Genomic DNA, 19,692 nt, shown 5'->3' with positions numbered 1-19,692 from the left:
ATTTCGTCCGTCTACAGCCCGGCGCACTGCCCCGACTTCGGGCCGGACACGGTATTGGGCTGGCCGGCGTTGCTCGGCGCAGGGGAGTTCCCCGCGCACGACAGTGGCCCGCCAATGTGGTTACCAGCGACAATCGTCGCCGCCGTGTTGTTCTGCAGGACGAGCGGGCCACTAACCGTCGAGCCGTCGATCGTCACCTGACCCGTCATGCCGGTGACCGTCACCGGGCCCTTGATCGTCGCCGGCGCGCAGTTCCCCTTGTGGTTGCCGAGCCAGACCCGCGCCCCACCGGTCAGGGTGGCCGGCCCGGACACTGTGGTACCGCACAGCAGAACGTCGACGGCCCCGGACGTCGTCAGCGGGCCGCGCACTTCGGACCCGGACGCGTAAAGCCCGGCACCTGTACGCACGGTCACGGGTCCGGTGATCGTCGCGTCATCGAGGCACGTGACACCCGAGGAGACGGTCAATGGGCCAGAGTGGGGCCCGATGATCGTCTTCGTGCAGGACGGGACGCCGGTCGCTGTGAACGGCACGACCCAGGTCTGGTCCTGATAACTGTAGGTGACGGTTCCGTGGTACACCTGGTCCGCCGGATAGGTGTGGCTCCCGCTGACCGACATCAGGCTTCTACCCTGCCGTTGGCTTGCCACGTAATCGCGCCCCGCGATGCCGGCCGGCTCCGTCGGGGATCCGTCGCCCCAATCGATCACGGCCGCGACATTACCGGGCGGAATCGAGCCGGCGGTCATACGCGCCAGGGGCGCATTGCTCAGGGTCTTGTCCACGCCGAAACGGGCGACCGTCCCCATCGCCGCCGTGCTCCAGGTGACCTGGGATATGGTGCCGTAGTTCACGTTCGCGAACGCCCACCGGGGTCCGGCTACGCTGAGCCGCTGCCGATACGCGTCGTAGTCCTGGGTGAGCGCTTTGGGGGACCAGGCCTTTTCGAGGATTCCGGCTAGCCGCGGGAAGACCATGTACTCGTTCGTGGCCAGCCCACGCATCTGCTCGCCCCAGATGGGCGCCTCGATACCGAGGACGTCCTCCGCCTTCGGCCCGCCGTAGGCGGGTTGAGCCCAGACCGACCGGTACTTTTCGTACACCCATTCCGGGTCCCACGAGTAGGACTGGAGAAGTTCCGTCCGCGGCGTCCTGCCGGGGGACCCGTCATACCCGAAGTCGAGATAGGCGTTGTATTCCGGGGTCACGATGACGTCCCGGCCTTGGTTGAACCACTCAGGCTTGATGAGAGCGGGCCCACCGCCGGTGTAGTCGGACCAGTAATGGTTGATGGAGGTGGAATTCGGTGCGTATCCTTCCAGCGCTGGGTTCCAGCCCATCATCCGCTTGCCGTTGTCGTTGACGATGATCTCCATCTGCCGGATCCACCACTTGTAGTCCTCGTGGGGCATCCCGATGGCCTCGTCCCCGCCGATGTGGATGACGGGTGCGGGAGAGATCGCGGCAAGCTGCGCGATCGCGTCTCTCCAGAACGCGAGGGCCCGCGCACTGGCCGGGTCATTCGGATTGGTGCAAAACCGGTCGGTCTGGGTCTGGCCTTGGCAACCCATGACCGCGCGGCCGCCCAGGGCTGTGACTGCCGCCGTGGCATGGGCCGGGCCCTCCAGTTCGGGGACGATCTCGATGAACCGATCGGCCGCGTACTTGACCAAGTCCTTGAAGTCCTCTTGCGTGTAGAAACCCGCCAGGCAGCCCGCCCCGTTGCACCCGGTGCCGTCCAGTGCCGGGTAGCCCTTGATCTCAAGGCGCCAGGACTGGCTGTCGCTCAGGTGCAGGTGCAGTCGGTCGCCCTTCAACGCTGCCAGTTGGTCGATCATGGACCTTACTTCGGCCACCGTCAGGAAGTTACGGGCAGGGTCGAGTTGGAGACCTCGATGCGCATAACGTGGGTAGTCCACGACCGTTATGGGCTGTGCCGTCCATGGCCCCACGCCGATAGAAGGCGAGTGGCTCGCCGCCGGCAACAACTGCCGAAGGGTCTGAAAGCCGTTGAACAGGCCGTGCGCGTTCGGGGCCACGACGTTTACGCCCGCACTTGACACCGTGAGGGAGTAGCCTTCGGCCGCGGCGACCTCGTTGCCCTGTGGAAGGCCGGGTACTGGCGCGAGGGTGAGGGCGATATCGGCGGCGGTGGCAGAACCTGTCGCCACGGGGAGTTCGTACCCGGTAGCCGGCCGCAGGTAGCCCGCAAGAACCTCAGCCGTGGCAGCGAGGCCACTGTCGGAGACCACGATCCGGGATTTAGCCGTGAGCTCCCACGGCTGACCGGTGCCGGGCGTCTGCTGCACCGGCACGGGAATGATTTGACCCACGACTGGCGCCGGCTTGGGGCCGGACCATACCTCGAACTCGTTGATCGTGTATCCGGTCTTGGAATTCGTGGCCAGGGCCTGCATCCGGACGCAGGAGATCGGGTCCTTGCGATCGATCACCTGGGAATCCTTGTCGCTCGGATTCACCACGTGGGCGACCGTCGACCACGTCTGACAGCCGGCGTCCGTGGCGACCTGTAGGTCGTACTCCGTCGGCTTGGCCGGCGACGTCCAGAGGCTGAACACCTCGTAGACCGGGGCGGGCTTGGCCAGCTTGACCTGGAACCAGTCCTGGGTCGGGTCATAGCCATCCCCGACCGACGCATAGTTCGAGGTCCAACCGTTGTGGACGAAGACGTCGATGGCGTTGGCGGGCACGTACGTCGCATCGGGCCAGGTCATACGTTGAGACTTGGCGGAGGCGACCACACCCGGCAGGAGGGCGAGATTGACGCTCTCGGCCGTGGTGCTCATCGAAACCGGGAGGGGGAAAATCTGGGGTGATGCTGGCGAGGTCGACACCGTGCCGGCCAGTGCGGCGTTCGCCATGACACCGGTGAGGGATGTGGCGAGGAGCGCACCGATTGTCAAAGCAGAGACCGCGCGGGCCCGAGGCCGTCGACTTGCGCCACGGTCCCTTCTCTGCTCGCGCTTCGCCGATAGGAACGAGATCTTCACGTCACTCCTTAAATCGGGGTACCGCATACCTCCAGCACGGGCCGCGTTCGGGCATTTATTGGACATGTCCGGCGAACCCGCTCGACGCTGCAGCGTCCGTGCAGCTTCCTGATGTGGTGGTAGGGGAGTTCACGCGGCCAGGAGACCGACCGTCCCGGCGATCTTCTTGCTCATCTCGATTACCGCCTTGCTATTGGGGGTGGCTGGTCTATACCGGTCTATACCGGTTGGCGGCCTTGGGCGGCGGATAGATCCCTTATGTAGGGGTCTCAGGCTGTCAGGGTAAGCAAAAGTTAAAGTTTTGGTCTATACCGCCATGTATCGGATTCGCAACAACGGTGGCTGTTGCCACAGCCGGTCTATACCGGGGCGGGCGACGTCGACGGCATCTCGGGAGTGAGTCGGAACTCGATGGGCGGGGGCCGTCGACCGGGAGATCAGACGCGGCAAACCCGATGGACACCATCGGTTCAGGTCGGTCCGGACAAGGAGAACGGCCGCCTTGCCGACCATCGCCGGTTCCCTGAGTGGCCGCCTGCTGCGATGGCCGCGCGAGATCGCGCCACGAAGCGATCACTCAGTCGCTCGTTCACTTGCTGTAGTGGGCCCGCCTGAGGACACTCCTTGGAAGCCGGCACGTTCGCCCGAGCCGGCGACGTCGAGTCCTTGCCGCAGCAGCCGCGGCGGCAATCTCTGTCCCGTTGATAGTGGGACAGGCATTCGCCGACACGCCCACGACGTCCGCCGATCCCTCAGCTTCCCGGCACGGGGCCGCATGATCCCGCCACCGGCGAGGTCGTCGGCGACACCATCACCGAGTAGACACAACAGGTGCTGCGCAACCTCAGCGCCTTGCTCGCCGCCCGCGGCCTCGACTTCTCCGACGTCGTCAAGGTGACGGCGCATCTTCAGTCGCGTCTGGTAGAGGAGGAAGTTCGACTCGACGGTGAGCCCGGCCGCGTCGTCCTCGACGATCCGGACGTTGGTGATCAGGTGCCGCGTCCGCGACGGCGGGTCCTCAGCCCAGGCGGTCCCGGTCCTCAGCTTCAGCACCCGGCCGGTGAGCATGTCCTTGTCGTCGTCGAAGAAGGCCATCTCCCCCGGCTTGGTGAATTCCTTGTGCAGCTCGCGCCGGGGCACGGTGCGGCGGATCGGCATGAAGTAGTGGGTGTCATCGGTGAAGAGCCCGAGCCATTCCTCATAGCGATGATGGTCCAGAAGCGCCGCCTCGGCGGTGTAGAACCGCTCGACCTTGTACTGGAGCAGCATCTGGGCGAGGGTGGCTTCGCCCATCGACGACAGACAGCGGAGTATCCGCGGGCAGGTCGGTGATCCAGGCACGAAACGGTTCAGTGTCGTGCCTGCGTCGCCATTGGACCAGCAGCGTGCGCTCGGGTAGCAGGCGCTGCTCGGTGGTGGCGATGTGTCCTCGTTCGATGATCCCCGCGATGTGGACGGGGATCGCGGTGAACCACCCGCAGCGGGCAGAATGATCCGCCGTCTTCGGGCGGTAGACGAATCGACGGGCCCGGCCCTGGCTGGCTCGGGCCGGCTCACCGACCCCGATGGCCGGCCGCCGTTTGGCCCAGGCCGTGATCGGCGCTCCCGTGACCGGGAGGACTGTCGTGTCGCCGTTGACCGCAACCAGCCAGCGGATCCCGCGCTCAGTGAGCCCGTTGCGGAACGCGACGTTGGTGCCGTAGTCGCTATCGGCGACGACCACGGGCGGCCTCAGCCCCCACTCGGCGATCTCGTCCAGTAACTCCAGCGCGATCTGCTGCTTGGTCCGATGCGTGAGTGGGGGTGGGATCCCTGCCTTCGTGCGGCGTTCAGGATCGTCGGCCCATACCTGTGGGATGAACAACCGCCAGTGCAGCGGGGTGGAACCGGTCTCGGACACCGCATGGACCGAGACCGCGACCTGGCACAGGTGCTGCTCGCGTTCCCCGCAGTGCTGCACGATCGCTCCCGCGGTGCAGTGACCGTAACGGACGAAGGGATGATCGTCGATCAACCATGCCGCCGGGTTGATCACCGATACCGCTCGCGCGGCGACACGCCGCATCACTTCGGTGTATTCCCAGGTGGCCCAGTCCACCTGGGAATACCCAGCCGACAGGCCATCGGAGGGTTGATAAACGAGTACAGGAGAGCGGCCTAGGGATCTTGTGAAACACCAGGTTGGAGCCGGTGCGTGAGTTTAGGCACGGCACAAGGCGCCATCTGCCAGGCGCTCAGCCCACGGAGGTGACGGCTCCGGCGGTGAGCTTGCCGTCGGCCATCGTCAGCACGCTGTCCACCATCGCGAGCGTGGCCAGGTCATGCGTGACCATGACGGTGGCCAGGCCGTGCTCCCTGGTCAGGTCGGCCAGCAGGGACACGATCTGCTCGCCGCGGCGGTGGTCGAGCGCGCTGGTGGGCTCGTCGATCAGGAGCACCTCTGGCCGGTTCATCAGGGCGCGGGCGATGTTGACGCGCTGCCGCTCGCCGCCGGACAGCTGGTGAGGGCGCTTGTCCTCCTTGGACGCCAGGTCCATGGCCAGCAGCAGCTCACGCGCTCGCACCGCCGCCTCGCGGGTGGAGCGGCCCGACAGGTCGGCCATGACCAGCAGCTGGTCCAGGGTGGTGAGCGAGGCCAGCAGGTTGGACTGCTGGAAGACGATGCCGATGTGGTCGCGGCGGATGCGGGTCCTGGCCACTTGGCTGGCGTTCGTCACGTCGTGCCCGGCCACCGAGACCGTGCCGGAGGCGGGGGTGATGAGGGTGGCGGCGATGGCGAGCAGGCTGGACTTGCCGGAGCCGGACGGGCCGACGACGGCGGTGAACTCGCCGGGGGCGACGGCGAGCTCGACGTGGTCGAGCGCGGTCAGCGTGCGGTCACCGTCGGGGTAGGTCAGGACGATGTCGGTGAGCTTGAGGGTCATCGGGAGGCTCCAAGCGCGGTGAGCGGGTCGACAGAGGTGATCTTGCGGATGGCCAGCGCGGCTCCGAGGGCGCCGAGCAGGATCATTACGGTGACGGGCACGATGGTGGTGGCGGCGGACAGGACGAACGGGACGGTGCCCTCGGCCAGCGCGCCGACCCCCGCGCCGATCGCGCCGCCGATCCCGGCGCCGAGCAGGAGCACGATGACGGCCTGGGCGAGCGCGTCGCGCAGCAGGTAGGCGGTGCTGGCTCCGAGTGCCTTCAGTACGGCGACGTCGCCCCGTCGCTGGATGGTCCACACCGTGAAGAAGGCGCCGATGACCAGCGCGGAGATGGCGAACAGGAAGGCGCGCATGAGCTGCAGCGAGCCGTTCTCCGACGAGAAGGAGCCGATGGCGGCCGGGGCGTCGGCGATGGCCACGGTGGTAGTGCGCAGGCGCTCGTCGGCGGCGGAGAAGTCGGGGTCCGCAGCTGTGCGCAGCGCGAGGACCGTCGCCACGGTGTCGGCGCCGCCCTGGCGGCCCATCCACTCCCAGTCGCCGATGCTGATCCAGGCGACGGGCGTGTGGCTGTAGGAGGCGGCGCCCCCGGAGCCCGCGACGGTGAAGTCGCGGCCGAAGATCTGCACTTTGGCCCCGGTGGTCAGCCCGCTTTTCTTGGCGAGGCCGGAGGAGAGCACCACCTTGCCGGTGTCGACGACGCCGCCGGATCCCTTGGCCAGCTCACCCCCGGGCTGGACGCCGAACACCGCGGCCGCCGTGCTGCTCTCGTCATCGGTGCCGGAGGTGAGCCGTCCCATCGTGATGCCGAGCCGCTCGGCGGACGGGACGCCGTCCACTTTCTGCCACTCCTGCCAGGTCTTGTCGGTGATGCGGCTGTCGGAGAAGGAGGGCTTGGCGAGATCGCCGTTCGTGCCTTTGCCGGCGGAGAAAACGATCCGGTCGGCCGGCAGCTGGCCGATGGCCGAGATGTTGTCCTGTGCCAGTCCTGCGGTCAGGCCGGACAGCATGGTCACCAGGAGTGTGATGAGAAGGACGACGGCGCCCATGAGGGCAAACCGTCCTTTGGCGAAACGCAGGTCTCTGATCGCCACGAACACGGCGCATCCCCTGTTGATATGGAGTGGGTTGGTCTGGACGCTTTCCAGCCTGCGGCAGCGGGCCTTCCTCGCACATCGTGAAGACGATCCGTCCGGGTTGGCTCTTTCGGACAGCCGCAATACATCTTTTGCACGATGCGCCGCATTAGGTCATCACCTACTCTTAGTGAGAAATGATGAACTTTCCGTTTCCGCCGGCGCTCAAGCTGCTCAGGTGGGCCATCCACGGGACCTTCGCGGTCCTCCTGGTGATCGCTGTCGCCGGGGTCGCGCACGAGGGCCGCACGGCCCTCGTGACCTGGGGCGTCCTGCTCGGTGTGCTGTATGCGGCGGGGATCGTCATCGAGGGGCGGCTGCCGCACTTCGGCGGCCCCACGCATCTGCTGCTGGGACGCATCTGGCTGGTGGCGGTGACGCTGGGCTGGGCGGCGCTGGCGCTGAGCTCACCGCGGTTCGTCTGGCTGGCCTTCCCGCTGTTCTTCGCCTACCTGCACCTGCTGCCGCTGCTGGTCGCGCTGCCCGGTGTCATCGTGCTCACCGCTGCGGCTGTCGCCGCGGCCAGCTGGCACGCGGGCGGTCTGACCGCCCCGCAGGTGATCGGGCCGACCATCGGCGCGGTGGTGGCGACCCTCATGGGGCTGGTCTACAAGGCCCTCTATTCCGAGAGTGAGCAGCGCCGCCTGCTCATCGAAGACCTGGTCGCCACCCGCGGCAAGCTGGTGCGGGTGGAGAGCGAATCGGCGCGTCTGGCCGAGCGCGAGCGGCTGGCCAGGGAGATCCACGACACCCTCGCCCAGGGCATGTCCAGCATCATCCTGCTGCTGCGCGCCGCCCGTCGCGACCTCGCCGACCGGCCCGACGAGGCCGGGTGGCGTATCACCGAGGCCGAGCGCGCCGCCCAGGAGAACCTGGAGGAGGCGCGCAACTTCGTCCGCGCGCTGGCTCCGCCCGCCCTGCAGCACTCCTCCTTGACCGCCGCGTTGCGCAGGATCAGTGACTCGGCCGCCGCGGGTACCGCTACCCGGGTGCGGTTTGAGGTGTCGGGCACGCCGGTGCCGCTGTCGGCCGACTACGACCTCGCGCTGCTGCGTATCGCTCAGGGCGCGCTGGGTAACGTCAGCCGCCACTCCGAGGCCGAGCACGCCAGCGTGACCCTGACCTATCTGGAAGACATGATCGTGCTGGATGTCTACGACGACGGCCGCGGCTTCGACCCGGCACGGACCCCGGCCCGTACGGCGGGCACCGGGTACGGCCTGCGCGCCATGCGTGACCGGGTGGCCGCGCTGGGAGGGAGCCTCACCGTCGAGTCCACGCCGGGGGAGGGCACGGCGATCGCGGCCATGCTCCCCCTGCCAGTCGTCGAGGGAGCCGGCCGATGACGGGACCGATCAGGCTCCTCCTCGTGGACGACCACCCCGTGGTGCGCTCGGGGATCCGCGCGATGCTCGCCGGGCAGCCCGACTTCGAGCTGGTCGGTGAGGCCGCCACCGGAGAGGAGGGCGTCGAGGCGGCGCGCGAGCTCGCCCCCGATGTCGTCCTGATGGACCTCCAGCTCGGCGCGGGCATCCATGGCAGTGAGGCGACCAGGCAGATCGTCGCGCTCGGCGGTCCCAGGGTGCTGGTGCTCACCACCTTCGACACCGACGCCGACATCTTGGCCGCCATCGAGGCCGGCGCGACCGGCTACCTGCTCAAGGACGCCCCCTCCGACGATCTGCACGCCGCCATCCGCTCGGCCGCCACCGGCGCCAGCGCGCTGGCGCCCAGCGTCGCATCACGGTTGCTTGGCCGGGTGCGCACCCCGGATGCCGTGCTCAGCCCGAGGGAACTGGAGGTGCTCGGCCACGTCGCCGCGGGCCTGTCCAACCGGCAGATCGGCAAGCAGATGTTCCTGAGCGAAACCACCGTCAAGACCCACCTCGTGCACATCTACGCCAAACTCGGCGTCGACTCACGCACCGCCGCCGTCGCCACCGCCACGAGAAAGGGGCTCATCCGCCCCTCGTGATCTCCCCGCGGCCGGCCCGACGAGACACGGGTCCAGCCGCATCCGGACGATCCCTACGTGACGGGCGAGATCAGCGCGATGTGACGCGCGTCCTGCGCCTCGGCCGGCCCGGCGATACGGCGATCGAGGGCGGTGACGGCCTCCTCCGGCAGGGCCCGGCTGGCGTTGAGCCGGAACTTCAACGCCAACTCCTCAGACGACAGAGGGTTGCCGGGCCCACCTCTGGAGGAGTCCACCCGATGGGTGAGCGTAGTTCCGCCTCTGGTACGAATCCGCAGGACAGCGCCGAAACTCAGCGGGAACAGACCCGAGGCCCGGTCGTCGGCCACGCACCTGACCCGTCCGGCCAGGGCCAACCGTGCCGGGACGCCCAGCTCGATCTCCTCGATGTCGCCCGGATCGAGATCGCCGGCGCGCAGGGCGAACGCGCAGTCGATGGCCGGATGGGTGAAGTGGTTGGCCGGGTAGGGTTTGTAGACCGCCCGGGTGACCTCCCAGCGCTTCCCCAGTCCGGCCAGCAGGGCGTCGGCGTCGCCGCGGCCGTCGAGGTAGGCGGCGAAGAACCCGAAGCGGCCCTCCAGCACGGTCGGCGGCCCGGTCAGCCCCTCGCGGGCCAGCGCCGCGGCCGTCACCCCCGCGTGTGCGGCCCACCCGCAATGCACCCGTTTCACCGTCCCGTCGGCGCGGTTGGCCTCCAGCAGCCCGGCTCCCATGCTGGCCGCGATCCCGATCGCCGGCGCGACCCCTTCCCCGTCGAGCCCGTACGCACCCGGTCGACGGCGTCGGCGGCGACCTCGGCCGGCAGTCCGTCGTCCCGGCAGCCGGTGGCGAAGCGCGCCAGGCGGGCGGCGAACGTCGTCATCGGGTCACCGCCAGCGGCCTGACCGGGGCGCCCGTCGCGCCGACCACGGGGAGCGGGCTCACGATGAGCAGAAACTCGCGGACGCCGGAGTCGAGGAGCTCGGCCAGGCGCATGGTATCGATGATGTTGATCCCTTCCTCGACGAGGAGGATCCGGTGTACGGGAGTGCGGCGTGACCGTGTCCTGCGGCGATGTGCTCGAAGGCGATGGTCTCCGCACCTACCAGGCGCGGGCGGTGGTCGGCCAGCCGGCGTCCGGCCACCGCGCCGGGACCTGGGGCGCCACCGGATTGACCTGTGAAGAGGTCGGGTTCGGCCCAGTGGCGTGACCAGCCGGTGCCGATCAGGACGGCCTCACCGGGTCCGATGTCCAACCCGTCCGCCGCCTCGTCCAGGTCCTCGGTCGTGATCTCGTAGCCGGGCGGCAGCGCGGCGACGCCGCGTACAGCCGCTATGTCGAGCAGCACGGCACGGCCCACGTAGGGGACGAAGGCGTCGATGCCCAGGGCGGCGAAGCCTTTGGGCTGGGCCAGATCGAACACGCGGGCGCCGGCCACCGCCTCCCACGGTTCGTGCATCAGATGACCCCCTTCGCGTGCAGCTCGTCGAACTCCCCGGCGGACAGGCCGAGTCGATCCAGGTGCGCAGGCCGTAGAGGCGCACGATCTCGGCCAGGTCGGCGGCCGGGAAAGACGAGGCGGCAGCGCGCGGAACCGCCGCACGACCGTGGTCCAGGCGCCCGGTGCTTGGGGACCTCTCCAGGCAAGCTCGCGGGCGGCGTCGATCGGCGTGTGCGCCTCATTCATCGGGGCCCAGGAGCCCTGGTGCGGCTTGGTGCGAAACGCCGGATCGCTGCGGCCGCGAGGCAACCGGCCCGCAGGGGTATAGGGCAGCGCGTGCAGCGGATAGTAGACCCGCTCGTCGGCCCACAGGGTGGTCACCGCCACGATCCCGTTCTCGATCTTCCCGACCGAACCCAGGTACTGATGGGCGGTGTGCGCGGTGGCGGTGCCGTCCTTGCGGTCCCCGGTGTCGTCGACCACCGGCACCCCGCCCGCGTGCGGCGCGGTCGCCATCACGACCACCCCCGAACAGCATCGACCATCCCTATCCACCGGCTTACTGCGACATCAACCCCATGTCAGCAAACCACCGACTAGTCAGGTCGGTGCGGCTCGTCACCGTGCCCGGGTCAGGCGGGCGGGGCCAAGGCCACCGCGGCGCCGGGCTGTGGCACCGCGTCGAGCCGCACCACGAAACAGGCGCCGGCACCTCGGTCGGCGATGGACACGCTTCCGCCGTGCAGCACGGCGATCTCCCACACGATCGCCAGCCCGAGACCCGATCCGCCCGAGTCTCGGGCCCGCGCCCAGTCGAGCCGCGTGAAGCGGTCGAACACCGCCTCGCGATGCTCGGGAGGGACACCCGGCCCGTCGTCGCGTACTTCGAGCATGGCCACGCCGCCCTCGTTCGCGACGCGCACCTCGACGGCTGCGCGCGCGTGCCGTACGGCGTTGTCGACCAGGTTGGTGATCAGCCGGGCCAGGTGGGAGCGGGAGCCGTCGACCACCACGTCGGGTTGCACGGCCAGGCGGACCCGGACATCCGGGCGGGGCCGCGGGCGCAGGGCTTCCTCCGCGGCCACCTGCCCGAGGTCGACCTCCTCGCGCCGGGGCGGTTCTCCCGCGTCCAACCGGGCCAGCAGGAGCAGGTCGGCCGTGAGCGACTGCAACCGCTCCACGTCGGTGAGTGCCTCACGGGCCGCGTCCTCGTGGGCGGCCAGCTCCAGGCGGGTGCGCAGCGCCGCGATCGGGCTGCGCAGTTCGTGGGCCGCGTCCGCGACGAACCGCTTGTGCTGCTCGACGGCGTTCTCCAGCCGATCCAGGGTGGCGTTGACCGTACGGGCGAGCGAGGCGATCTCGTCCCGCGCGCTCGGCACCGGGACCCGCAGATGCAGGTCGCGGGCCGTGATGTCGGCCAGCTTCGCCCGGATCGCGGACACCGGAACCAGCGCCTTGCCCACGAAGAACCACGTCAGCCCCGCGACGAGCAGGAGCAGCGTGGGGACCCCGAAGACGAGCAGGCGGCGCAGGACCCGCAGGGCGTTCCGCGCCGGTTCCAACGAGCTGCGCGCGGTGACCGTCACGACGTCGGTGCCGTCCTCGACGGCTGTGCTGGCCACCATGTACCCGGCGGTGTCCCAGTCTGTTCGCGGTGGTTCGTCGAGGCGGCTGATCTGGAGGTCGGGGTCCTGGACGGTCGGCGTGCCAGGCCGCACCGTCTCTGCGGGGCGCACCGTCTCTGCGGGGCGCACCGTCTCGGCGATCGCCGGAGAGGATGTGGACAGGGCCTCGGACACCGCCGCGGCCCGCCGCGCGGCGTCCTTCGTCGCGCTCTCCTCGAGGTTGTCTCGCAGCACCGTCGTCAGTACAGCCGACGCTCCGCCGAGCGCGACGGCCACGATGAGGGTGGCCGCGATCGTGGCGCGCAGCCGTACCGACCAGCGCGCGGGCGGGTGAAGCCGCATCCGAGCCGCCCACCCCTGGCGTCCGCGCATCAGAGCAGCCCGTCCAGCCGGTAGCCGGCGCCGCGCACGGTCACCAGGGACGAGCGGCCGAAGGGGGCGTCGATCTTCCGGTGGAGGGCGCTGATATAGACCTCGACGATGCTGGGATCGCCCGCGTAGGCGAAGTCCCACGCCTGTTCGAGAAGCTCCGCCTTGGACACCACCTCGCCGGGACGCCGGGCCAGGCTGTGCAGCACGGCGAACTCCTTGGGCGTGAGCGCGATGTCGACGGCGAAGCCCTCGCCCGCGAGACCACTCTTCACGAGCTCGGCCAGCCGCCGCTCGTCCTCCACCAACAGCACACGCATCCCTACAGTTTGCATGAATCGACCTAAAGCGAACCCGAAGATCTTCTCGGCCGGCTTCAGCTTCGCTTCAGGTAGCGCGTGGCACTCTCTTTCCGTTCGATACGAAAAGACGTCGATTCAGACGGGTCGACGATCAGAAGGAGATGCGAATGCTCAGCAAGCGCGTACGGCTGGCGCTTTCCGCGGGTGTGCTCGGCCTGGCGCTCACCGCCACGCTCACCGCCGCCGCCAACGCCGACGGGGCCCAGAGCGGAGCGCGGGTCGTTCCGGCGTGCGAGAGCGCCGCCGTCAAGGTGACCGAGAAGGACGGCAAGCTCATCGCCACCGTGAACGGCAAGGAACATGAGGTCGCGCGCGCCGCCGAGGTCAAGCCCGCCGACTCGGTGCCCGCCGTCGCGGCCGAGTCCGGCGCTTCCGGCAGCGGAACCGACTCGGGCTCCGCCCAGGCCGTCGCGGCGAGTGAGCTCACTCCCGCCGCCACGGTGCCCTGCGGCTCCGAGGCTGCCGCCGAGTAGCCGCCGGGCGGATTCAAGCGGCCACCGCGCGATCGTCGCCGAGACGCGACGACCGCGCGGTGGCCGCGGCCATGACGGCCGGCGGCGATCGCCGGGACGTAAAAGACGATCACCTAAAATACCGACAAATGCTGTGATACCGATGTGGTGATCCGGTCGTATTCGTCCCATAGTGTGAGGTTCTTCCTTGCCAGATGACGGAGGAACCGGAATGGAAATCAGGCCACAGGCAGTTGTCATCCCCAAGGAGACCGACCAGCTCGAGCAGGGGAAATACGGCCCTGTCTTTCCGAGGACCCCGGCGTGTTACGGGTTCACCATCATCGCGAAAGTAAAGCCCGGCCGGGCCGAGGCGATACGCGACTACGGTCACACACTCGCCAAGGCGTTGGAAGGCGACCCGTATCTTCTCGCGCCGCTCAAGCTGCACTATCTACGCTGGGTGCTCTTCGACGACGACACCCGTTTCATGTACCAGGCCATCTTCGACACCGACTTCGACAAGTACACCGAAGACGCCATCGCGCTGTTCAGCAAAGCAGGCGTGAGCACGGCTTTCGAGAATCTCGAGGGATTCCCCGAAGACTGGAAAACCAATCCCGAGGCGTTCGCCCTGTTCGTCCGCGAGCACCACTGCCCGAGCTTCATCGAGTACGGAGAATATCCGTACTTCACCGCCGACGAAATCAAAAAGGCTCTGCGGATAAAGAGCGCCCTGTCGGAGATGCTCGACCAGCTGCAGTGATCTTCGGTCCAGCCGCCCACGTATCCCTGTAGATCGGAGATGGAATGAACGAGTCCAGGACCGCGCGCACGTACAACCAGAACCACGTGCCGCGCGAGTACACCCCTGGCCGGCGACGGGTGAGCATCTACGTCGCATGGAGCTATCCGGCCGAGGCCGGCAGGAACCCGGCGGAGCTCGACAACCGGTTCTCCACGATGACAGAGGTCCGGCGCGTCGCCTGGCCCGCCTACGAGGATCCGAAGTGGTCCGACCCGATGCGCTTCCAGCAGGGCATCGCGGGGACGCTGGAGTTGTTCTTCTGGGCCTGGGTGCCGTTCCAGCAGTTCGTCGCGGAGACCACGGGACACACCGTGCCCGTGTACCAACGCGTCGATCAAGCCGGTTTCCGCACTCCGCTCGACGAGCGGGTGCTGGCGGACACCGACACCTTGTTCGTGTTCGGACTGGACCACATGATCACCGGGCAGGACGCCGCTCCTGAGGAGATCGAGGCGCTGCGGCAGTTCCTCAGCCGGGAGGGAACCTGCCTGGTCCTGGGGCCGCATCACGACGTCGGGGCGGCGGACGACCTGGAGGTGCGAAACGTCGAGTACCACCATCACGGCGACCTCCTGGTTCCCCGCCAGCAACGGTTCGGCAGGTACACCCGGTCGTTGATGGAAGGGCTCGGAGTGCCTGTCGAGAACCGCTACGGGCTGCGTCCCGCGGTGCGGGAGCCGAACAGGATCGCCCCCCTGTCGATCGCCAGAGACCTGGACACCAAGGGATGGCTGGAAGGGGTGACCACCTTCAACTTCCACTTGCACCTGCCGCACTACGCGGTGACGACCGACGAGCCGGATGTCATCCACGTGCTGGGCAGGCAGCCGATCGACATGTCCAGGCCGCATCCGTTCGCCGAGGCCGGGAACACCGAGTTCAACATGTTCCTGTGGATGCCCCCGAGCGGTGAGCGGGCCGGCGACGTGCTCATGGCGGACTCCACGATCTTCAGCTCGTTGTTCGGCGGCGACGAGAGCCTGCGCAACTTCTGGAGAAACATCGTCTCGGTGAAGTAGTGCCGCAAGAAGGGAGGTATCCGTGACCGAGCGAACGCACGTCACACTCGAACTCGACGACATCCAGCGCGGGGTTCTCAGCCCTCGGCCGACCCCGTACGCGGCGACGTACTCCGACGAGTTCCGCCGAGTACACCGTCCATTGCAACGCACATCGCCCCCACCAGGCCCTGAACCAGCGGCATCCAGACGCAGACCCGACGAAGCCCACGCCCATCGTCGACCTGACCGACCGGCGGATCAAACGAAGACCTGTACTCGGCGGCCTCATCAACGAGTACGAGGCCGCATAGGTCAACCGACAAACTCCCAGGTCATGGACCCGACCCTAATTTCGAGCGGCACAGGTTCGAGATCATCGCGGTGATGGCCGCCGAAGGGCTGTCCGCCGAAGCCCTCAACGATCACCTACTCTCACTCCAATAAGAACGCCCAGCTGGGGGGCACCGGGTGTGGCCCTGGCGATCGAGGTCCCGCTACCCGCAGTTGCCGAAGGTCTTGCGGCCACCGGTCGCCTCGGCGAAGTCCAGCCGGGTGTCCCGGGTGCTGCCCCAGTACGAGACGCACTTGCCGCGGGCCTGCACCTTGACCGGCCCGGCGTAGTACTTGAACCTGCCCGCGTCGGTCTTCGGCTTGCTGCCCTTCACCGTCAGGGTGGCGGTGGTGTAGGTGGCGGTCCGGTAGAAAGCGGTCTTGATGCTGACCACGCAGTTGTAACCGGTGCTGCTGTTGTACATGAGGTAGACGTAGCCGAAGGTGTCACGTCCGGACTTGAGGGGGCGGGAGCCGTCCTTCACCCGGGTGAACCCCGCTCCGCAGACGCCCTCGGGAGTGTAGGGGGAGGAGGCCGCGTACGCCGTGTATGCCGGGTTGGCCGCGAGAACGCCGGCGGCCAGGGCCGTCACGGCGACGACCTTCGTAACAGACCTGATCACTTGTCTCCCCTTCGACGGTGGGCCGCGGCGCATGCCACAGCGGATCAACCCATCGATCTTGGCTTATCCCTCTGCTTCCCGGCAATGGGCACCGGGATAAGGCCTGGCCGAAGGCCGGTGTCCCAGATCGCGGCGAGAGTCAGGCGGCCTCGCGCATCAGCTCAGTACCTGCGGGCCAGTCAGGAGTGTTTCACCTGCCTGTCCGTCATCGGTCAGCACACGTACCACCATGGTCGCGATGTCCCAGAGGCATCGCCGAGCTTCCCACCCTCGCCCCGGCGCCTACCAGGCTGCCCCTGGTCACCCTCACCGTCACCCGGCCTGCCCGGCCCCCAAGATCTGAGAAGGCGTGGTGGTCGGTGAAGCGGCCGGTGGACGCTTCCTCCGACATGCTGATCTTGGTCGCATCCTGGTGCGGGCCGGCTGGGCGAGCACAGTGGGATGACGCTTCCCGGCCACCAGCGGCGACACGCACTTGGCCGTTGACACAGAGCAGAAACGAAGGTTTCGCGAGGCAGACGCCCGTGACCCATAGACCTTGCGAACACTCCCACCCTCCAGACATCGAAGATGAGCATTCCTGCGGTGTGGAAGGCCGCACCAGGTGTCGAAACTTCTGCAGATCGCCTCCCACAGGAGCCAGACGTCTTCGACGTGGCGGTGTTCGGCGACCAGCAAGGCTGCGATCTCGATGCTGTGGCCGAACCCCCAGGAATGCCCGTGCCGCTGCGTTTCCTGCATCAGCAGGAAGCGTGCGAAGTCGGCATCGGTGTGATCAGGGGTGCGGATCAGGGCGTGAAGGACCTGCTGCCGGTCCTTCCACCACAGATCAACGGGCAGACCCTCCTCGTCATGTCGTCCTTCGAAACGCAGTAGCTGCCAGCGTTCGGGATCTTCCTGCCACCAGACCGGGTCGAAGACGGCATGGGCGGGATGGTCCCGTTCTCGGTTGTTCACGCTGACGCTCCGGTTCCAGCTCCTGGCCGACGATGGTGGTGAGGCAGCGGGGCAACGAGGTCTTGGGGATCCCGGTCTTGGTGGCGCTATCGGGAAACGCCTCGCTCGCTACCCCCAGTTCTACAGCTGTGTCGGCTTTGTCCACCACTACCGGACCTGTCGGCCGGCGAGATCCTGTCCGCACGCCAGCGTGCGCGGACAGGCGGCTGCTGCGGAATGTCCCCATGAGTGGAGTGCCGCCCACAACTCGATCCTGGAGATCAGCTTTGAGGTGCGCGGCGGCCTGCTCATGCGGCAACTGCACCATGGTTCCTCTTCCGGGTGACCATCGTCGGTGCGGTGATTAGGTGAGGAGGAGAATCACCCGTGGGGAGGCTTACCGCTGGAGGAGGGTTGATGCCGACAACCTCGAAGGTGGACGGGTTCCAGCTCCACTACGACGTCATGGGCGACGGGCCGCCCACCGTGCTGTTGCACGGATGGCCCGGGGACCGGACCGACTACCGGCGGGTGGCCCGCCTGCTCGCGCCCACGCACCGCGTCGTCGTACCCGATCTGCGCGGGTTCGGCGAGTCCGGCAAACACGCCGCCGATCCCCGGGAGCAGTACGGCGCCGCCGGACAGGCGCGCAGCGTCATCGGCCTCATCGAGGAGCTCCGGCTCGACCGGCCGGTGCTGGGTGGGTACGACATCGGAAGCCGGATCGCCCAGAAGGTCGCTCAGGTCCGTCCCGACCTCGTCGGCGGCCTGGTCCTGTCTCCGCCTCTGCCGGGCATCGCCGAACGGGTGTTCGGTGAACGGGCTCAGCGAGAGTTCTGGTACCAGGCGTTCCACCAGTTGCCGCTGGCCGAGCGCCTGATCGACGGCAGACCTGAGGCCGTGCGTGACTACCTGCTGCATTTCTGGTCGCACTGGTCCGGGCCGGGTTTCGAGCCCAGCATCGACCACCTGATCCCCGGTTACGCGGAGCCGGGGGCGTTCACCGCTTCCATCGCCTGGTACCGCGCCGGTGCCGGAACCGTCGCCGCATCGGCCGCCGAGCGGCAGCCCGACCCGGCGCATCGCATCTCCACGCCGGCCATCGTGCTGTGGCCCGAGCATGATCCGCTCTTCCCTCGGGACTGGTCCGACCGGCTGGCGGCCTTCTTCCGTGATTTCGAGCTCCGGCCGGTTGACGGGGTCGGTCACTTCACCCCCCTGGAATGCCCCGGAGACTTCGCCGACGCCGTGGCGGCGGCCGGTTCCTAGCTGTGATCCGTCGCGCCGTCACCGCCATTCCTCACACAGGAGCACCGTGCACAACCCCCGCCCCCGGACCGCCATCGCCATGACTCCCGCGGTCGCCGATCAGGTCCTCACCCCCGGCATACGTCAGCGGCTGTCGCGGAGCGCGACCGTTTCCAGGGCATGCCGTACGACCCCGCCGACGGCAACTACCGCAGGACCGTCGGGATCCTGTCGGCCTCGCTCATCGGCCGCCGCGTGATCGAACTCCTGCGCCCGGGGCGATCCCGGAGATCACGCGCGCGGGCGGGGTGGGCATCGGCGCGGATCCCACCCCCGGCCGCCCCGTCCGAGGTCAGGCGGTGACGGGCTCCCGTCCCGTCGCGATGCGGAGCCAGGCGCAGGTGTCCGGCGGCCCGCGCCCTGCGCAGCCCGAGGTCCGTCGGGGCGCAGGTAGCGGGCGAACCGGGCGGGGGTGGGCAGCCACACCTCTCCGACGAAGACGCGCTCGCCGTAGGCGCCGTAGACCTTGCCGCCGGCGTCGGAGAAGACCTTCATCAGCCCGGGCTTGTAGTCCCTGGTCACCGTCCCGCCGGGTGCGGCGACGCCCACCCGGAGGTGATGGATCCACGCCCCCGGCGATCATCGAGGCCGCAGGAGAGACCGAGGCCGGCGCCCGGGAGAGCGGCTCATGTCAATGACATGCGTCGGCGGGCGGCGCGACAAACGTGAAGGTGGCGTTCGGGAAAGGTGCGATCCTGGAGCGATGGAGCCGAAGAGCCGCTGGGCGGAGATCACGGGTGAGGGCGCGGGGGAACGCTATGCGGCGCGGTTCGCCGAGCTGGCCGCCTCCGGGACGGACGTGCACGGGGAGGCGCGGCTGTGCGCCGCCCTGCTGCCCGCCGGAGCGCGGGTGCTGGACGCCGGATGCGGCACGGGCCGGGTGGCCATCCGGCTGGCGGAGCTCGGCTACGACTGCGCGGGCGTCGATCTGGACGGATCGATGCTGGCCGTGGCAAGGCGGACGGCGCCGGAGCTGAGCTGGATCCTGGCCGATCTGAGCGCCCTCGACCTGGCCGGGACCGCCCCCTTCGATCTGGTCGTCGCCGCGGGAAACGTCGTGCCGCTGCTCGCCCCGGGCACCGAGGCCCGGACCGTCGCGAGGCTCGCGGCGGGGCTGCGGCCCGGCGGGCTGCTGGTGGCAGGGTTCGGGCTGGACGCCCGGCACCTTCCGCTCTCCTCGGCCACGGTCACCCTGGCCGACTACGACGGGTGGTGCGAGGCGTCCGGGCTGAACCTCGAGCGGCGGCTGGCGACATGGGACGGCGCCGCTTACGACGGAGGCGGGTACGCCGTCAGTGTCCACCGCCTGGCCGATGGGCCCGGGGCGGACGGTGGCCGATCAGTGCCGGAACAGTAGTAACTTCAACCCCATGCGACTGGGCGTTCTTGACATTGGGTCCAATACGGT

Annotated in this window: 19 protein-coding genes; 8 read left to right on the top strand and 11 right to left on the bottom strand. The window is 68.4% G+C overall.

The features are described from left to right. Positions 1–11: 11 nt before the first annotated feature. From FHR32_RS41215 to FHR32_RS41195, 5 genes are all read right to left on the bottom strand, one after another. Positions 12–3,014: a family 20 glycosylhydrolase gene (locus FHR32_RS41215; protein ID WP_184760030.1), complete on the bottom strand. Its 3,003-nt coding sequence runs from the start codon at positions 3,012–3,014 to the stop codon at positions 12–14. 573 nt (positions 3,015–3,587) lie between these two features. Then, on the bottom strand, positions 3,588–4,283 hold the full coding sequence (locus FHR32_RS41210; RefSeq protein ID WP_184760029.1) for an aromatic-ring-hydroxylating dioxygenase subunit beta: 696 nt from the start codon (positions 4,281–4,283) through the stop codon (positions 3,588–3,590). Beyond that, entirely contained in the window at positions 4,213–5,112 is a 900-nt protein-coding gene (locus FHR32_RS41205) for an IS701 family transposase (RefSeq protein ID WP_184760028.1), read from the bottom strand. The genes FHR32_RS41210 and FHR32_RS41205 overlap by 71 nt, the downstream gene beginning before the upstream one ends. 136 nt (positions 5,113–5,248) lie before the next feature. Then, positions 5,249–5,938, bottom strand: a complete 690-nt coding sequence (locus tag FHR32_RS41200) for an ABC transporter ATP-binding protein (protein WP_184760027.1) — start codon at positions 5,936–5,938, stop codon at positions 5,249–5,251. Beyond that, entirely contained in the window at positions 5,935–7,038 is a 1,104-nt protein-coding gene (locus FHR32_RS41195) for an FtsX-like permease family protein (RefSeq protein ID WP_184760026.1), read from the bottom strand. Before FHR32_RS41195 ends, FHR32_RS41200 begins: the two co-directional genes overlap by 4 nt. Positions 7,039–7,211: 173 nt before the next feature. Here FHR32_RS41195 and FHR32_RS41190 point away from each other — a divergent pair, with 173 nt between their 5' ends. Continuing rightward, on the top strand, positions 7,212–8,420 hold the full coding sequence (locus FHR32_RS41190; RefSeq protein ID WP_184760025.1) for a sensor histidine kinase: 1,209 nt from the start codon (positions 7,212–7,214) through the stop codon (positions 8,418–8,420). Continuing rightward, on the top strand, positions 8,417–9,049 hold the full coding sequence (locus FHR32_RS41185) for a response regulator (protein ID WP_184760024.1): 633 nt from the start codon (positions 8,417–8,419) through the stop codon (positions 9,047–9,049). Before FHR32_RS41190 ends, FHR32_RS41185 begins: the two co-directional genes overlap by 4 nt. Before the next feature lie 53 nt (positions 9,050–9,102). Here the strand turns inward: FHR32_RS41185 and FHR32_RS41180 are convergent, their stop codons facing one another. From FHR32_RS41180 to FHR32_RS41160, 4 genes are all read right to left on the bottom strand, one after another. Beyond that, positions 9,103–9,870: an MmgE/PrpD family protein gene (locus FHR32_RS41180; protein ID WP_281391227.1), complete on the bottom strand. Its 768-nt coding sequence runs from the start codon at positions 9,868–9,870 to the stop codon at positions 9,103–9,105. 99 nt (positions 9,871–9,969) lie between these two features. Continuing rightward, positions 9,970–10,986, bottom strand: coding sequence for a cyclase family protein (locus FHR32_RS47605; protein WP_221466912.1), 1,017 nt, complete (start codon positions 10,984–10,986; stop codon positions 9,970–9,972). A 116-nt stretch (positions 10,987–11,102) separates the two neighbouring features. Next, positions 11,103–12,437 carry a sensor histidine kinase gene (locus FHR32_RS41165; protein ID WP_184760023.1) on the bottom strand — a complete coding sequence of 445 codons (1,335 nt, stop codon included), beginning with the start codon at positions 12,435–12,437 and terminating at the stop codon, positions 11,103–11,105. Positions 12,438–12,466: 29 nt separating this feature from the next. Then, positions 12,467–12,784: a response regulator transcription factor gene (locus FHR32_RS41160; RefSeq protein ID WP_184760022.1), complete on the bottom strand. Its 318-nt coding sequence runs from the start codon at positions 12,782–12,784 to the stop codon at positions 12,467–12,469. A 149-nt stretch (positions 12,785–12,933) separates the two neighbouring features. On the opposite strand from FHR32_RS41160, the gene FHR32_RS41155 reads away from it, so the two are divergent. The 3 genes from FHR32_RS41155 (at position 12,934) to FHR32_RS41145 (ending at position 15,105) form a co-directional block, all read left to right on the top strand. Beyond that, the gene (locus FHR32_RS41155; protein WP_184760021.1) at positions 12,934–13,299 is read left to right on the top strand and encodes a hypothetical protein; all 366 of its coding nucleotides are present in this window, start codon (positions 12,934–12,936) and stop codon (positions 13,297–13,299) included. Between the two features lie 211 nt (positions 13,300–13,510). Continuing rightward, positions 13,511–14,044: a hypothetical protein gene (locus FHR32_RS41150; RefSeq protein WP_184760020.1), complete on the top strand. Its 534-nt coding sequence runs from the start codon at positions 13,511–13,513 to the stop codon at positions 14,042–14,044. Positions 14,045–14,088: 44 nt separating this feature from the next. After that, the gene (locus FHR32_RS41145; protein ID WP_184758946.1) at positions 14,089–15,105 is read left to right on the top strand and encodes a hypothetical protein; all 1,017 of its coding nucleotides are present in this window, start codon (positions 14,089–14,091) and stop codon (positions 15,103–15,105) included. Positions 15,106–15,581: 476 nt separating this feature from the next. Here the strand turns inward: FHR32_RS41145 and FHR32_RS41140 are convergent, their stop codons facing one another. Further along, entirely contained in the window at positions 15,582–16,040 is a 459-nt protein-coding gene (locus FHR32_RS41140; RefSeq protein ID WP_184760019.1) for a hypothetical protein, read from the bottom strand. A 570-nt stretch (positions 16,041–16,610) separates the two neighbouring features. Between FHR32_RS41140 and FHR32_RS41135 the strand changes: the two genes are divergently transcribed. Continuing rightward, complete coding sequence (locus tag FHR32_RS41135; protein WP_184760018.1) at positions 16,611–16,916, top strand: hypothetical protein; 306 nt, start codon at positions 16,611–16,613, stop codon at positions 16,914–16,916. Between the two features lie 477 nt (positions 16,917–17,393). Then, a complete protein-coding gene (locus FHR32_RS41130) occupies positions 17,394–18,245 on the top strand; it encodes an alpha/beta fold hydrolase (RefSeq protein WP_184760017.1) in 852 nt (283 codons plus the stop codon). Positions 18,246–18,515: 270 nt separating this feature from the next. Here FHR32_RS41130 and FHR32_RS41125 read toward each other — a convergent pair whose 3' ends face one another. Next, positions 18,516–18,833: a hypothetical protein gene (locus FHR32_RS41125; RefSeq protein WP_184760100.1), complete on the bottom strand. Its 318-nt coding sequence runs from the start codon at positions 18,831–18,833 to the stop codon at positions 18,516–18,518. Positions 18,834–18,987: 154 nt separating this feature from the next. Between FHR32_RS41125 and FHR32_RS41120 the strand changes: the two genes are divergently transcribed. Then, a complete protein-coding gene (locus FHR32_RS41120) occupies positions 18,988–19,641 on the top strand; it encodes a class I SAM-dependent methyltransferase (protein ID WP_184760016.1) in 654 nt (217 codons plus the stop codon). Positions 19,642–19,692 lie beyond the last annotated feature (51 nt).

Source organism: Streptosporangium album, from assembly GCF_014203795.1.
Taxonomy (GTDB): Bacteria; Actinomycetota; Actinomycetes; order Streptosporangiales; family Streptosporangiaceae; genus Streptosporangium; species Streptosporangium album.
The sequence above is the reverse complement of the archived record's forward strand: the minus strand, read 5'-3'. Positions and strand labels throughout refer to the sequence as shown.